Here is a 14597-nt window from a genome sequence, read left to right on the forward strand (position 1 = left end):
TCAGTTCAGGTCCTGCTCTCTTCGAGCAATACGTGGTAATTGACGCCGCCCGTGCCGAATGCATTGACGGCGGCGCGCCGGGTCGCCGGGCCGGCTGGCCAGTCCGCGGCCTGTGCGAGCGGATCGAAGCCGTGCTCGGCCAGCCGCAGGCCGGCCTTGACCGGCGCGCCGAAATAGTTGGCGGGCATCGACTCGGCGCGCAGTGCGAGCACCGTCTTGATGACCCCTGCGATGCCCGCGGCCGCGAAGCAATGACCGAAGCGCGACTTCAGCGCCCCCAGGCGAAGCGGCCGCGTGCGCGGGCCGTAGACCTGCGCGAGCGAGCTGATCTCGACCTCGTCGCCGATCAGCGTGCCGGTGCCATGGGTCTCGACGAAGTCCACGGCATCGGGGCCGAATTCGACCTGCTCGAATGCACGCCGCATCGACTTGACCTGCCCGTCCGCGTTGGGCGCCACCATCGACTTGCTCTGCGTGCACGACGCCGAGGCACGGATCAGCGCCAGTGCAGGCAGCCCCCAACGCGCGGCGTCTTCGTCGGCACACAGCACGAGCACGCCTGCGCCGTCGCCGGGCGTGAAGCCCGTGGCAGCCTCGGTGAAACTCGCGATGAGGCCCGTGGCCAGCATCCGTTGCGACGCGCAGAGCACGAGGTCGGCGGTGTTGACTGGAGTTTCCACGCCTGCCACCACGGCGATCCGGCAGCGTCCGCTGCGCAGGCTGTTCACGGCCAGGTCCAGCGCTGCCAGCGAGCCCGCGCACGCAGCCTCGACGGCGACGCAGCGCGCCGGCGCTTGCAGCATGCCGGCCAGCGCGCGGCTGATGCCGCTGGCGCTCAAGGCATCCCATGCGGCAGTGGCGGACTGCTCGCGGTGCGCCTGCTCGCGCAGTGTTGCCACCGCGGCGGCTTCGTCCATGCCGAATTCGCGCGCCAGCGCCGCGAGCGCGGCCTCGATGCGCGGCAATTCATGGCGCACCGCCACGTGGCGCAGTGGCGCCGGCGTGAGGTTCGAGGCGGTGACGACGAGCACCGGGCCCGCCTCGCCAGCCAGCCCTTGCGGCAGTCTGGCGATGGCCTCCCCGCCGGCCGCGCATGCGAGATCGAACGCTTGCGCGCGCGATGGTTCCGCAGGCTCGCAGTAGCTCGCCTGATCGATGTAGTAACTGAGCGGCGCCTGGGGATCGGCGCTGTAGTAGGCCGCATGGCCCGGGCGCGTGGCCGGTAGCGGACGGAAGCGGTGCGTGGGAGAGCGTAGTGCCTCCAAGTAGTCCGCCATGTCCTGGCCGTCGCCAAAGCGCGCGCCCATCGCGACGACCGCAACGGGTGCCGGCATGGCGTCGTCGTACGGGCGCTTCGTCTCGTGCGCCACGTTCGTCACGTGTGCCGAGCGCAGGGCAATCCAGTATGGGTTGCCGTCCGTTGCAGCGCCCTGCACCGTCACGCTCAGTCCGTCCGGCGCAACCGGCGGCGTGCAGGATGGCCCGCCGCGTTGCTGGATCAGCGCGGCCTGCAGCAGTGCCGTCAGCGGCTGCACCGCATAGCCGTAGCCACACGCCTGATGCGCCTGCACGACCACGTCCGCCGCCGCTTCACCGGTAACGGCAACGGCGTCCACACCGTCGAGCACCTGCACCCGTACCGGTGCTTGCGGCCCGCCACCGACGTTGTCATCGACGTCGATTGCATCGATGCACGCGATGGCGCGCGTGCCGGCCAGATCGGCATCCTGCAGCACGAGCGCGCAGGCGCCTTCGCACAACGCGTCCGCCAGCGGCGCAGGCAGGCGCTCGCGCAGCAATGCCTCGAGCGACGGCGACGCCAGACTCTGGGCGCCGAGCAGCAGCACCGTCTGCGCGCGGCCGGTGGCGATCGCATCCCAGGCGGCGAGCAGTCCTTCGATGGCGCTGCGCTCTTGCGCTTCGAGCGCGAGCGCCCGGCCACGCAGCCGAAAGTGCGACGCCACGCGCGCCGGCATGGTGCTCGCCATCTCGCCAACCTTGTCGTGGCTGGTGGCACGGAACAGCGCGTCGAGCTTGCGCTTCCACGCCGCACGCGCCCGCTCGGCATTGGCACCGTCACCCGCATTGGCCCAGACCGGCTCCGCCCACGCGACTGCGGCAATGCGCGCGTAGTTCTCGTACTGCCGGTTCATGCCGAGTGCGTGGCAGAAAATCACGTCGGTGCGCTCGCGATCGATCGCATCGGCATCGAGTCCGGCCTGCGCCAGCGCATCGCGCGACAGCGCCAGCAGATCGAGCTGCACGTCGTTGATGGAATGGCGGTAGATCGGCGGAATGCCGAAGGCGCCCGGATCGGCCGACGATGGCCCGAGCCGGTGCGAGGCCATGGGTGCCTGCGGCCCCTGCATGCACCGCCACAGCGCCTCGATGCCGTCCGCGTGCGGATAGCGGCAGGCCATGCCGGTGATCGCCAGTGCGGTGCCCGTGCGCGCGGCGGCGTTCATTGCCCGCCTCGCTGCGACAGTTCCCCCTGCAGCGCGCGATAGTCGATCTTGCCGTTGGGCGTGCGCGGCAGCGCGTCGCGTCGCGCGATGTGGTGCGGAATCATGTAGGCCGGCAGCAGGTCCGCGCAGAAGCGCCGTAGCGCGAGCGGCGCGACGGCCTCGCCCGTGCCGCGCGGCACATACCACGCGAAGAGGCGCGCGGCCGCGCCCGCCTCGTCCGCATGGGCGAGCACCGCCACCTCATGCACGGACGGATGACGCGCAAGCGCGGCTTCGATCTCGCCCAGCTCCACGCGATAACCGTTGAGCTTGAGCATGCGGTCCTTGCGGCCACGGTAGACGAGCACGCCATCGACGATCTCGCCGTGGTCGCCGGTCGCGTGCATGCCCGCGCGGTGATTGGCCGTATTGGGATCGATGTCGCGCCGCCAGTAGCCGGGCGTGACGCACGCACCGCGCACCCAGATCTCGCCGATCTCGCCGGGGGTGGTCACCGGCTGCCCGTTGTCGTCGCGCAGCCAGACCTCCGTCGCACTAATCGGCATGCCGATCGGCAGCGGCGCGTCGTTGTGGAGGTCGGCCTCCGTGACGCGGTGGTACAGGCAGACGTTCGTCTCGGTCGGTCCGTAGAAGTTGTAAAACGCGCAGTCGGCCGGCAACTGCGCCGCCATCGCGCGCAGCTGCGGCTTGGGCATAACCTCGCCCGCGAACACGACATTGCGTAGCGCGCACGGCGCGATGCCGCGCCACGCGTCCGCCCGGTTGAGCAGCGCGAGCATCGACGGCACGCTGTACATCGTGGTGATGCCGTGCTGCGCGATCAGCCCGGCCACCTGCGCCACCTGGCGCGTCTGCGCTTCGCTGGTCACGTAGAGCGCCGCGCCCGCGCGCAGGCTCGCGAAGAGGTCGAACGTGCTGAGGTCGAAGTTGAAGCTCGCGAAGTTCAGCAGGCGGTCGGCCGCCGTGAGACCGAGCGTGTCCGCGCTCCAGCCAACGAAGTTCGCGAGGTTGCGGTGACTGAGTTGCACGCCCTTGGGCAGGCCCGTGGAGCCGGACGTGTACAGCATGGCCGCCACGTCGTCGTCCTCGCTCGGGGCGGCGATGGCTGCGAGGTCATCCGCCCCGCCGCGCAGGTCCGCCAGGTCCGCGAGGTCGGCCCTGAACTGCAGGACGAGACCGCGCGCGGCGCTCATGGCCTGCGGCGGAATCTCGAGCGGCGCATCGTCGACGACGAGCAGGCGCGAGAGCGGTGCCGTCGTGGCGTGTGAGAGCCAACGCGCCGCGTGCGCGCTGTCGGTGATGAGCACCGTGGCACCCGCATCACCGACGATCGTGTCCGCGCGCTCCACGGGCTGCGCGCCGTCGAGCGGCACGTAGCGGTTGCCGGCAAAGAGCGCTGCGAGGATCGCCAGCGCGTAGCCGTTGCCCTTGTCCATCCAGATCGCCACGGGCTCACCTGGCGCCGGCAGCAGGCCGCTCGCAGCCAGCCGCGCTACCCAGCGCGCGGCTTCGCCATAGCGCACGCCCGCGCCGCCGAGCAGGAACGGCGCGTCGGGGCGCTCGTCGGCGTGGCGCAGCAGCGCGTGATGCACGAAGCGGTCGGGATCGGGCGCGGTCATGGCCGTCGCGATGCGTGGTGCGGTCATTGCGGCGGTCATTGCGAGAGCAGGCCGTTCTCGTGTGCGGATTCCGTGAGGATCCCGATCGCCTCGTCGAGGTCCGCGCGCGTGTGCGATTCGAGCACGCTGATGCGCAGGCGCGCGTCGCCCACCGCCACACCCGGGAACACGACGGTCTGGCAGAACATGCCACGCCGGCGCACGGAGCGGCCCATCGCCATCGCGCGGCGCTCGTCGCCGATCACGATCGGTATGATCGCGCTCGCCGACTGCTCGGTATCGAAGCCGAGCGCGTCCAGCGCCCCCTTGAGATAGCGGACGTTGTCCCACAGCCGTGTAAGCCGCTGCGGCTCGGCCTCGAGCACATCCAGCGCGGCGATCAGGCCCGCGGCGATGGCTGCGGGAATCGTCGCCGCAAAGACGTAGGCGTTGGCGTAGAAGCGCAGGTAGTCGATCACCTCCTTGTCGCCGACAACGAAGCCGCCCTGCCCCCCGAGCGCCTTGCTCATCGTGCCAACCTCGAGATCGACGGCGCCCTTCATGCCGAAATGCTCAGCCGTGCCCGACCCTGTGGCGCCGAGCACGCCAGTCGAGTGCGCGTCATCGATCAGCAGCCTGGCGCCGTACTTGCGCGCAAGCGCCGCGATGCCGGGCAGGTCGACCACGTCGCCATGCATGCTGAACACGCCGTCGGCCACGATGAGCCGGCCGCCCGGGCGGTCGTCGCAGCGCTGCAGCACGGCCTCGAGCGCTTCCATGTCGTTGTGCGCGTAGATCTTGCGCGCAGCGCCGGACAGCTTGCAGCCGTCCTGGATGCTCATATGGTTGTACGCGTCGGTGATCGCGACATCGTTGGCGCCGAGCAGCGCGGAGATCGTGCCAAGGTTGGCCGAGTAGCCCGACGGGAACACGATGCAGTCCTCGCGGCCCTTGAAGCGCGCCAGGCGCCGCTCGAGTTGCAGGTGCAGGTCTGTGGTGCCGCCGATCAACCGGCTGCCGGTGTTGGTGGCGCCGTATTCGCGCACCGCTTGCGCCATCGCGTCCAGCACGCGCGGATCGTTGGCGAGACCCAGGTAATTGTTCGAGGCGAACAGCAGGAACTCGCGCTCGCGGCCCATCAGGCGGTCGAAGATGCGCGCGCGGTTCGTACAGATGCCGTTCGACGCCATGCCGTACCAGAACTCGCCGGCCGTCTCGCGCTCGCGCAGGAAGCGTCCGAAGCGCCGTGTCTTGGCAAAGAGGTCGGACTCGCCCGAGGCGATGAAGTCGCGCATCGTGAGGCTCGCCGCCTCCGGTGCATGACCGTTGCACGCCTGCGGCTGCACGGCATCGGCGTGCGCGCCGTTGGGTTCGCGCGGGGCAGGCACCGCCGCGTCGAGCTCGAACGCGGCGAACCCGTTCAGCAGCGCACCGAGCGTGTCGAACTGGTCCGCGCTGACATGGCCAGCGCCGCGGAACACTTTCTTCAGGTCGGCGACGATCTCGGCCAGCATGATCGAGTCGATGCCAAGTTCCTCCTGCAGCAGCGCATCGGGATCGAGATCGGACTCGGCATACTGCGAGTGCGTGCGCACCACATCGCGCACCACGGCGGCTTTGCGGGCGCTATCAAGGAATTCGGCGTTATTCATGGGGCCTTTCGCGGATCGGTGGTGACGTCAGTTGACGGTGGCGGGAGTCGCGGAGTCCGGCACGGCCGTCTCGACGACGGGGCGGATGACGGCGTGTCCGGTATTCGTGCGCATCGCATCGCGGGTCAGGCTGTCGCGCATCTTCAGGTAGTAGGCGTTGACCTTGTCGAGCGGAATCAGCTTGTTGGCCTGCAGGTGCGAGATGCGGGGTTCCTGGCCGCGGATCGCCTTCATGTCCTTGGCCTGCTGGATGTACCGCTCCATGCGGCACATGAGCCAGGGCCGCACGCGGCGCCACCCGGGAATCGGCAGCGGCTTGATCATCGGCAGCAGCAGGTCGCGCTTGGGCTCCTGGTAGCAGACGCAGACCCAGCAGTTGTCGTCGTCCACGGGCGTGGCGATCAGGTACACGTCGAACACGTCGTTGCGGATCTGCACCATGTTCGGCATCTGCACGTCCACACCGATGCGCCAGCCGCGCTTCCACGGCAGCATCGCGTGCAACGTCTCCTCCGCCGTGCGTTCGTCGTCCGCGCGCAGCACGAAGTTGCTGCTGATCAGCGTGCCGTTGACCTCGCAGCGGAAGTCGTCGATGCGGCCGCCCTTCGGGTCCCAGATGTTGAGGGCCGAGCCCTTGTGCACGAACGGCACGTGATAGACCTCGCACACGCTCTCCACGTAGCGCGTGTAGTGCACGGGCGCCTCCCAGCCGTAGCGGGACGTGAAACCCTTGTACTGGCTGAAGTTCTCGAACATCGGCACCTCGGGCAAGGCCTGCGGGTCCTCGGCGGTGCCCGTCCAGAACCAGATCAGCCCGTGCTGCTCGCGCAGCGTATACGAGCGCACGCACATCGCCTTGGGCACCGTGCCGTTGCGGCCCAGCACCGGCATGTGCACGCACTTACCCTCCTGGTTGAACTGGAAGCCGTGGTAGGGGCAGGCAATGAGATCGCCGTGCTGCTTGCCATGGGAGAGCGGAATGCCCTTGTGCGGGCAGCGGTCGTCCAGGCAGACCGCCTTGCCGCTGGTGTCGCGATAGACCACCAGGCGCTTCGAGAAGCGGGTGATGCCGACGGGCTTCTTGCGCACGTCCTCGCTGCGCAGGATGGCGTACCACTGGTTTGGGATCATTGCATGACCTCGACAGGTTGAAGGCCGGCCTGCAGGCGCCCGACCAGGCGCGCGAGCATCGAGACGTTCGCGAAGTTGTCCGGATGGACCTCCGTGACCGGGATGGCGATATCGAACTGGCGGTGAACGAAGTTGACCACGTCGAACAGCGCGGCCGAGTCCAGGATGTTGAGTTCCAGCAGCGGCGTGTCGGCAGCGATGCGTGTGCCGTCGCCGAGAAAGCTGTCGCTGATGAACGCGATCAGCGCCGCGCACACGTTGTCAGGCGATGCCATGGCAGACTCCCTGCGAGGTTTGCGAGTGTTGTGAGGTTTGCTTCAGGTGCCAGAGCCGGTGAATCTCGCGTGCGAGCAGCTCTGGCGTGTTGTGGAGGTAGAGCGAATCGGGAGCCACGCCGATGCCGTGCGTCTGGTCGAGTTCGGACAGGATCTCGAGCGAGGCGACCGAATCGAGCGCCAGCGCCGCGAAGCTGTCATCGGGCCGGATCTGCGCGGGGTCAGCCCGCGTGATGCGGCCGATCTGGGAGACGAGCCACGCGCACACATCGGCAACGGTCCAGGCGCCCGCTCCAAGCGCGGCGGCGGCGGGTTCCGGCGCGGGCGCCGCGTTCAGGTCGCGCCGGTCATCGCAGCGGTGCCAGACGAGTAGGTCGCCCGCCAGGAAGTCGCGGCGAATCGCCATGCGCTGGAGCTTGCCCGAGGACGTGACGCGGATCGTCTTGCGCGGCACGAACAGGATGACCTCGGCCTTGATGCCGAAACGATCGATGAGGCTGGCGTTGATGCGGCGCGCCACGTCGTTGTGGTTGGCGAGCGTGCGTGGGCATTCGACCGCGATGGCCGCCACCTCGGCGCCGTCCACCGTCAGCGGAAACGCGGCGAAGCGGCAGTTGACGAGTTCCGGCGCCGCGAGCGCTGCGGTCTGCTCGATGTCCTGCGGGTAGTAGTTGGCGCCACGGATGATCAGCAGTTCCTTCGCGCGGCCGGTCACGTAGAGTTCGCCGCCATCGACGAAGCCGAGGTCACCCGTGCGCAGGTAGTGGCGGTCGCTGCCGGCGAGCGTCCGGTGGAACGTCTGCTGCGTGCTGTCGGGGTCGTTGAGGTAGCCCTGCGCGACGCTCGGGCCGCTGACCCAGATCTCGCCAATCTCGCGCGGCATGCGCTCGCGGCCCGCTTCGGGTTCGACGATGCGCAGGTCGAGACTCGGATGCACCCGGCCGCAGCTGACGACCGATTGCGTGCCGCTGGCCTCGGCATCCTGCTCGCGCACGAGACCGCGGGCCAGCGCGCGCGCATCGACGTGCATCGCGCGCGGCGCCTCGGCATGCGGCTTGCCCGAGACCATCAGCGTGGTTTCTGCCATGCCGTAGCACGGATAGATCGCCTCAGGCCGGAAGCCCGCAGCCGCGAAGCGGGTGGAGAACTCGGTCATCGTGCGGTGGCTGATCGGCTCCGCGCCGCAGAACGCGATGTTCCAGCTCGACAGGTCGAGCTTCGCTAGGTCGCGCTCACGCACATAGTTCACGCACAACTGGAACGCGAAGTTCGGCCCCCCGCTGCTCGTGCCGCGGAAGCGGCTGATGGCGTCGAGCCAGCGGAACGGATTGCGCACGAGCAGGCTGGTCGGCATCAGGAGCGCGGGAAAGCCGACGTGGGTGGGCTGCAGCACGCCGCCAACGAGCCCCATGTCGTGATAGGGCGGCAGCCAGATCACCGAGCGGCTCTCGCCACGGCGGTGGTTGAAACACTCAGCGATCAGCGTCGAGTTCTCGACGAGATTGCGGTGGCTGACCATCACGCCCTTGGGCCGGCCGGTGGAGCCGGACGTGTACTGCAGCATCGCAATATCGGACGCATCGGGCGTGCACGTATCGAGGCTCGCGTCGGGTGCCGTGTCGAGATCGGAGAGCGCGCACCAGCGCACGTGCGCGAGCGTGCTGTCCTGCCGCAGCGGGGCGAGCGCGGTGTCGAGGCACTCGCGGTCGGCCAGCACCGTGCAATCGCGCAGGTCCTGCAGGATGAGGCGGATGCGGTCAGCCTGGAGCGTGTTGGCGGGCGGGAAGGTCGGCACCGCGATCGCGCCAGCCGCGAGACAGCCGTAGAACGCAGCCGCGAACGCCTTGCCCTGCGGCACTGCGATCACGATCTTCTGCTGCGCGTTGGCGTGCGGCGCCAGTGCGCGGAACGCCTGCGCGTAGCGGGCCACGCAGCGTGCGAGTTCGCCGTGGGTAACAAGCTCCTCGTCGCCGTCGTCGGCGTGCAGGAAGTGATAGGCCAGCGCGTCCGGCTGTTCGTCGGCGTTGCGCCGGATGGCATCGACGAAGGTCCAGTGCTCCGGATACCGGACGTCGGCGGCGGGGGTCAGAAGTTCGGTCGGTATGCGGTCCATGGGCGGAAGGCGAAAGCGCAAGAGGTCGTAGGGATCGCTGCGGCGCGTGCCGTGCAAGCGGGTGTCAGGCCGGTTCGAGGTGCTCGGTCAGCGCTTCGTGCCCGGTCCATGCGGGCGGCAGCGCGTGGGCATCGATCTGGCAGGCGATCAGGTGGTCGCTGCCCGAGACCACTGGCACGCCAACGCGCCGTGCGCTGAAGCCGGCTTTGCGCAGCAGGCGTTCGACGCCGAGCGGCGAGACCGTGATCACGTGCGCCGCGCCGCGCCCGGCTGCGGCGGCGAGCGACTCGGCAAGCAGGCGCACAGCCAGGGGAGAGGAAAGGTGGCCGAACGCATGGCCAGCCTGCGCGCCGTCCGGCGGCGTGGCCGCGAAGCGTGAGAGTTCCCACACGTGCGCCGATGCCGGCGGCGCTTCGCCATCGAGCAACTGCGGAAAGATTTCGCTGAGCAGGTAGGGACGTGTCGTGGGCAACAGGCGGGCAATGCCAGCCATCTCGCCGCGCACCTGTGCCACCACGTAGAGGGTATCGGGCAGGTCGAACTGATCGAGCTCCATGCCATCGGTGCCGCCGGGCAGACGCCAGCCAAGCTGCTCGATAAAGACCTTGTGCCGGTAGCAGCCGATACGCTGCATCAGCCCCGACCCAAGTTCCCGCGCGGTTCCCGAAACGATGTCCAACTCATTCCCCTCTCGATGAAAGGGTTAGATTGAACAATGGGCACTGTGGGTCTGGTAACTACCAGAAGTGGTGGATCTGTGGGCCCGGGGGGCTGGCCCGATTTTCCACGGTTGTACTTTCGACAACGGCACCGTACGCATGACAATTCGCGCACGGATAGTCGAGAGAACGCGCAGCGGACATTGCTAGAGCCCGCAATCCGAGGCATGCTCACGACCCCGCAGCCATCCGCCGTTTGTGAGTCAAATGAGTCAGAAGACGCCGGTAACGCTGGTTCTCCTTCCCGGCATGGATGGGACCGGACGATTGTTTCAGCCGCTCGTTTCTGAAATCGGGAATCGCATCGTCACACGGGTGGTCACATACCCGGAATCCGAGCCCCTTGGATACCAAGCGCTGATCCCGATCATCCAGTCGACGCTACGGTCCCTAGATGGGCCGTATGTCATTCTTGGGGAATCATTCTCGGGGCCACTGGCAATCGAAATTGCAGCCTCTCGTCCGCACGGCTTGAGGGGCCTGATACTTTGCTGCACTTTTGCATGCAACCCGCATCCGGCGCTGCGGTGGCTCGGGCCCGCGATCAACATGCTGCCGTTCAACACCCTCATCACAAGCATTGGCAGCCGAGCGTTGTTGGGTCGATTCTCGACCAAGGCTTTGCGCGACATGTTCCATCAAGCCGTAAGCACGGTGACACCGGCTGTTTTTCGGGCGCGACTTCGGTCAGTACTTGACGTGGATGTCACTGACAAACTGGCTGCGGTAGAACTGCCAACCCTCTATCTTCGGGCGACGGCAGACAACGTTGTGCCCCGTTCGGTGACCGCGCTTATTCAGCAAGTTCGACCAGGAACGCGCGTAGTCGAGATCGATGGACCGCATTGCCTTCTGCAAGCGGCCCCTCGGGAAGCTGCCCGCGTCATCACCGCGTTTGTTGCTTCAAGGAATAGTGCTGCAGACTTGAGTCAGTTGAGCGTTGATGCCACTGGCTAAGGCGAGTTTGCGTTCATTCAGATAGGAAATTTCATATGCGTGGGACGTTATTGCGGGTATTGAGATGGGGCGTGGCGGGAGCAATCGCGCTGCTCCTTGGTGGCTGCGTGCCGCCCTTCTTTTTCCCGCATATCGAATCGGAAACGTGGGATACGGCTTTTGTTCTACCAGCGACCGACGAAGGGCCCTGGCTGCGTCTGGACAATGGGCTCGATCTCTATGCCTGGCGCAATTGCTACGTCTACGTTCTGCGAAGGGAGCCTTGCGATGGATGGACGCTGACAGCTTTTGATCAAGGCGTTCAGCCCGACTGGCCGCGCGTTCTCCGCAAGGACCAGTTCGACCTAGGAGGCGTCGTTAGGGATGTACGTAACGGCTTGGTGCGGCCGCTATCTGCGCACACCGACACTGACGATCGCCTCTTGGGCATGGTGCTTCCACGGCCGGGACAACCGGCAAAGGAAAGCGGTATCTACGTGATTAGCAAGGCGGCCACTGACAAATACGGAGATGCCGAACGAGGTGTCGCGCCTGTCCGGGTGCGCGGCACCGATATCTGGCACAACCTGCTGCGTTACCTCGACTACGAAAACGTAGGGGAAATCAAGCTGATCCTGTTCGATTCGGAGCGCATGTGGATATTCGCCAGCGCAGTCGGCAAGCAGGATACGGCGGACCTGTACGTTCCCGCCGATCTGTTTCGGTTCAGCGGTGATGTTTCCAGCGACCTGTTGAAGCAGCCGATGATGCTTTTCTATGACGACGTCAAAACAAGAGACGCGGCCGATTACAGATCGGCACGTAGGGTCGTAAGCACGGAGAGTGCGATAAAAGGCGAGCCTCGTCGGCGCATCACGCTGGGCCACATCATCTTGCCGAAGACGCCGTTCGAGATGGATACCCTCACATTCGAGCGCTTCCTTCCTCGCGATCAGCTTCCGTCGGTCCTCTGCCTCTATAGCGAGACGGAATTCCATCTCTCGCTGTTCGGTAGCCAGCAGAAGTTGCCGCAGTTATATAGCTGCAGGCCATTCAGCGAGGAAGCACTCAAGAACGCCGTGAGGCGATAGCGCCGGTCAATGCCTCGGCCGTTACCTTCGCACCTACAACGTTACCCACGATGGGGGGGCTCCGAGGTAAAGCGCTCACTGCGCTGCGTGGTCGGCTTCTTGGTAACAGTTACCTCTTCCATGTAGCGCTGCAACGCGGCTGCAGCCGTGAGCTTTTCTGAGGATGCACGCGAAAGATAGACACCTCGGACCATCTCGTCTTCGGTCCGGAGCGCCCAGTCCTCGGCATCTCATTTCGTGCGGAAAGTCTTGGCTATGGTCAACCAGCCAATCTTGCGGATGACGGCCTTCCACGTGCCGGAAGGCGTCTTGACGACGGTCGCCATGGACCTGTTCTGAGAGCCGACTGTACCGAAGATGTACTTTTCAACGCCCAGAAAGCACAAGGGGTCACGTGAAATTCACGCGACCCCTTGTCTTTATTGGTGCCGGCTGCAGGACTCGAACCCGCCACCTGATGATTACAAATCAACTGCTCTACCAGATGAGCTAAGCCGGCAAAGAAACGCGATTCTAACCTAACACGCGTTACTTGACGACCTTCAAAGCGGGCTTGCCACCAATTCGTGGCACATTCGGCGGCGTCGGCTCGTCGTCCGGGCCGCCTTCCGCTTCTGCGGCAACGGGCGTCGGTGCCGATTCAGCATCCACCGCCGCCAGCTTGGGCGGCGGGTTGTTCTCGCGCTCCGTGGCGGCCTGCGTGGTCGGCACGCTGCGCTCCACCGGGAACGCCATGCCCTGCCCGTTCTCACGCGCATACACCGCGAGCACGTTTTCCACAGGCACCTCGATCTTGCGCGACACGCCCGAGAAGCGCGCGTGGAACGAAATCCACTCGTTGCCCATGTCGAGCTGGCTGGTCGCGTCAAAGCTCACGTTCAGCACGATCTCGTCGTTCTTGACGAATTCGCGCGGCACGTTGGTGCTGTTGTCGACGAAGACAGCGATGTACGGCGTGAAGCCGTTGTCCGTGCACCATTCGTAAATGGCCCGGATCAGATAGGGCTTGGTGGAGGTTTCCGACATGATGAAATCAGTAACCGCGGGTGCGGCCATGCTGGTGCATGGCCCACAACCCGGCGGCAATCAGCGGCGCATGACCTTTTCCGACGGCGTCAGCGCTTCAATATACGCCGGACGGCTGAAGATACGCTCGGCGTATTTCATCAGCGGGGCAGCGTTCTTCGAGACCTCAATGCCGTAGTGGTCCAGGCGCCACAGCAGCGGCGCAATCGCCACGTCGAGCATCGAGAACTCTTCGCCCAGCATGTACTTGTTCTTCAGGAAGATCGGGGCCAGTTGCGTGAGGCGGTCACGAATGGCAGCGCGTGCCTTCTCGTGATTCTTCTCGGCGGCCTTGCCCTTCTCGTTTTCCAGCACGGACACGTGCGTGAAGAGTTCCTTTTCGAAGTTGAACAGGAACAGGCGAGCGCGGGCGCGCTGCACCGGGTCAGCCGGCATCAGCTGCGGGTGCGGGAAGCGCTCATCGATGTACTCGTTGATGATGTTCGACTCATACAGGATCAGATCGCGCTCAACCAGAATGGGCACCTGGCCGTACGGGTTCATCACCGCGATGTCTTCCGGCTTGTTGAAGAGATCGACGTCGCGGATCTCGAAATCCATGCCCTTTTCGAACAGGACGAGGCGGCAACGCTGCGAGAACGGGCAAGTCGTGCCCGAGTACAAGACCATCATGGTTGTAGTTCCTTGGCGCATGGGCCGGGGGCGGCCCGATGACGGTACAACCGCAGCAGCAAATGGCGCCGCCACGGCAAAAAAGCGAAAAGGCAAAGGGCTAGGACCAGTTCTTCACCGGCCTAGCCCTTGCCCGGAAAACAGCGATTTTACTTGATGTCCTTCCAATAGGCCGCATTCAGGCGCCAGGCGAGCACGAAGAACACGCCAATGAACAACAGCACCCACACGCCGAGGCGCTTGCGCAGATTGCCGGCGGGCTCGGCCATCCAGTCCAGATACGTGACGAGATCGGCGACTGCCTGGTCGTATTCGACGTTGCTCAGCTTGCCCGGTTTGACCTGCTCCAACACAGGCTTATGCTCGCCTTCGCCATGTTCGGACTTCGCGGCCGGCTCCGCCTTCAACACGCGCTCGCCCTGTAGTTCCCACAGCACGTGCGGCATGCCCACCTTGTCGAACACCAGGTTATTCCAGCCGGTCGGACGCGTGTCGTCGCGGTAGAAGGTGCGCAGGTAGGTGTAGAGCCAGTCGCTGCCGCGCGCACGGGCGATCACCGACAGGTCCGGTGGAACGACGCCAAACCACTTCTTGGCGTCTTCGCGATCCATGGCGATGTGCATCGTGTCGCCGACCTTGTCCGACGTGAACAGCAGGTTCTGCTTGATCTGGTCTTCGGTCAGGCCGATGTCGCGCAGGCGGTTGTAGCGCATGGCGCTGGCGCCGTGGCAGTTCAAGCAGTAGTTGACGAACAGCTTGGCGCCGCGCTGCAACGCGGACGTGTCGCTGGATTGATTGGGCGCCGGATCGAGCGGCACGCCGCCCTCATTGGCCATGACCGGCGAAATGGGCGCGGCAAACACGAGACCGGCCAAGGCGAAAATCGCAAGCAGCTTTTTCATTCTTGTGTCCTTCCTAT

General features: G+C 65.8%; 12 protein-coding genes, 1 tRNA gene and 1 pseudogene. 2 read left to right on the plus strand and 12 right to left on the minus strand.

Annotation, left to right across the window (positions count from 1 at the left end):
* Positions 1 to 5: 5 nt before the first annotated feature.
* Genes ACS7SF_RS07105 through ACS7SF_RS07135 form a run of 7 tightly spaced genes read right to left on the minus strand, consistent with a single transcriptional unit; the run spans position 6 to position 9913 of the window.
* Positions 6 to 2465, minus strand: a complete 2460-nt coding sequence (locus ACS7SF_RS07105) for a polyketide synthase (protein WP_439892319.1) — start codon at positions 2463 to 2465, stop codon at positions 6 to 8.
* Entirely contained in the window at positions 2462 to 4111 is a 1650-nt protein-coding gene (locus tag ACS7SF_RS07110; RefSeq protein WP_439892320.1) for an amino acid adenylation domain-containing protein, read from the minus strand. The genes ACS7SF_RS07105 and ACS7SF_RS07110 overlap by 4 nt, the downstream gene beginning before the upstream one ends.
* 8 nt (positions 4112 to 4119) lie before the next feature.
* Positions 4120 to 5715, minus strand: a complete 1596-nt coding sequence (locus ACS7SF_RS07115; RefSeq protein WP_439892321.1) for an aminotransferase class I/II-fold pyridoxal phosphate-dependent enzyme — start codon at positions 5713 to 5715, stop codon at positions 4120 to 4122.
* 27 nt (positions 5716 to 5742) lie between these two features.
* Complete coding sequence (locus ACS7SF_RS07120) at positions 5743 to 6846, minus strand: Rieske 2Fe-2S domain-containing protein (protein WP_439892322.1); 1104 nt, start codon at positions 6844 to 6846, stop codon at positions 5743 to 5745.
* Positions 6843 to 7121, minus strand: coding sequence for an acyl carrier protein (locus ACS7SF_RS07125; RefSeq protein WP_439892323.1), 279 nt, complete (start codon positions 7119 to 7121; stop codon positions 6843 to 6845). Before ACS7SF_RS07125 ends, ACS7SF_RS07120 begins: the two co-directional genes overlap by 4 nt.
* Positions 7108 to 9291: an AMP-binding protein gene (locus ACS7SF_RS07130; protein ID WP_439892324.1), complete on the minus strand. Its 2184-nt coding sequence runs from the start codon at positions 9289 to 9291 to the stop codon at positions 7108 to 7110. Before ACS7SF_RS07130 ends, ACS7SF_RS07125 begins: the two co-directional genes overlap by 14 nt.
* Positions 9292 to 9298: 7 nt before the next feature.
* Positions 9299 to 9913, minus strand: a complete 615-nt coding sequence (locus ACS7SF_RS07135) for an acyl-homoserine-lactone synthase (RefSeq protein ID WP_439892325.1) — start codon at positions 9911 to 9913, stop codon at positions 9299 to 9301.
* A gap of 247 nt (positions 9914 to 10160) precedes the next feature.
* Between ACS7SF_RS07135 and ACS7SF_RS07140 the strand changes: the two genes are divergently transcribed.
* Both ACS7SF_RS07140 and ACS7SF_RS07145 read left to right on the plus strand, forming a co-directional pair.
* Positions 10161 to 10910, plus strand: coding sequence for an alpha/beta fold hydrolase (locus ACS7SF_RS07140; RefSeq protein ID WP_439892326.1), 750 nt, complete (start codon positions 10161 to 10163; stop codon positions 10908 to 10910).
* 71 nt (positions 10911 to 10981) lie between these two features.
* Complete coding sequence (locus ACS7SF_RS07145) at positions 10982 to 11980, plus strand: hypothetical protein (protein ID WP_439892327.1); 999 nt, start codon at positions 10982 to 10984, stop codon at positions 11978 to 11980.
* A 59-nt stretch (positions 11981 to 12039) separates the two neighbouring features.
* On the opposite strand, the pseudogene ACS7SF_RS07150 reads toward ACS7SF_RS07145, so the two are convergent.
* The 5 genes and pseudogenes from ACS7SF_RS07150 to ACS7SF_RS07170 all read right to left on the minus strand — a co-directional run.
* Positions 12040 to 12306, minus strand: a pseudogene (locus ACS7SF_RS07150) (site-specific integrase); the annotation flags it as partial.
* A 97-nt stretch (positions 12307 to 12403) separates the two neighbouring features.
* Positions 12404 to 12479, minus strand: a tRNA-Thr gene (locus ACS7SF_RS07155).
* 29 nt (positions 12480 to 12508) lie between these two features.
* Positions 12509 to 13006: a ClpXP protease specificity-enhancing factor gene (locus ACS7SF_RS07160; protein ID WP_426395343.1), complete on the minus strand. Its 498-nt coding sequence runs from the start codon at positions 13004 to 13006 to the stop codon at positions 12509 to 12511.
* A 60-nt stretch (positions 13007 to 13066) separates the two neighbouring features.
* Positions 13067 to 13678, minus strand: a complete 612-nt coding sequence (locus ACS7SF_RS07165; protein ID WP_004634649.1) for a glutathione S-transferase N-terminal domain-containing protein — start codon at positions 13676 to 13678, stop codon at positions 13067 to 13069.
* 149 nt (positions 13679 to 13827) lie between these two features.
* Entirely contained in the window at positions 13828 to 14580 is a 753-nt protein-coding gene (locus ACS7SF_RS07170; protein ID WP_439892328.1) for a cytochrome c1, read from the minus strand.
* Between the last annotated feature and the right edge of the window lie 17 nt (positions 14581 to 14597).

The organism is Ralstonia sp. 25C, from assembly GCF_051904805.1.
In the GTDB taxonomy this organism is placed as follows: Bacteria; Pseudomonadota; Gammaproteobacteria; order Burkholderiales; family Burkholderiaceae; genus Ralstonia.

What these genes read in the sequence shown, in the direction of transcription:
- ACS7SF_RS07105 (WP_439892319.1), bottom strand. Translation starts at nt 2,465, where the DNA reads ATGAACGCCGCCGCGCGCACGGGCACCGCACTGGCGATCACCGGCATG.
- ACS7SF_RS07110 (WP_439892320.1), bottom strand. Translation starts at nt 4,111, where the DNA reads ATGACCGCACCACGCATCGCGACGGCCATGACCGCGCCCGATCCCGAC.
- ACS7SF_RS07115 (WP_439892321.1), bottom strand. Translation starts at nt 5,715, where the DNA reads ATGAATAACGCCGAATTCCTTGATAGCGCCCGCAAAGCCGCCGTGGTG.
- ACS7SF_RS07120 (WP_439892322.1), bottom strand. Translation starts at nt 6,846, where the DNA reads ATGATCCCAAACCAGTGGTACGCCATCCTGCGCAGCGAGGACGTGCGC.
- ACS7SF_RS07125 (WP_439892323.1), bottom strand. Translation starts at nt 7,121, where the DNA reads ATGGCATCGCCTGACAACGTGTGCGCGGCGCTGATCGCGTTCATCAGC.
- ACS7SF_RS07140 (WP_439892326.1), top strand. Translation starts at nt 10,161, where the DNA reads ATGAGTCAGAAGACGCCGGTAACGCTGGTTCTCCTTCCCGGCATGGAT.
- ACS7SF_RS07160 (WP_426395343.1), bottom strand. Translation starts at nt 13,006, where the DNA reads ATGTCGGAAACCTCCACCAAGCCCTATCTGATCCGGGCCATTTACGAA.
- ACS7SF_RS07165 (WP_004634649.1), bottom strand. Translation starts at nt 13,678, where the DNA reads ATGATGGTCTTGTACTCGGGCACGACTTGCCCGTTCTCGCAGCGTTGC.
- ACS7SF_RS07170 (WP_439892328.1), bottom strand. Translation starts at nt 14,580, where the DNA reads ATGAAAAAGCTGCTTGCGATTTTCGCCTTGGCCGGTCTCGTGTTTGCC.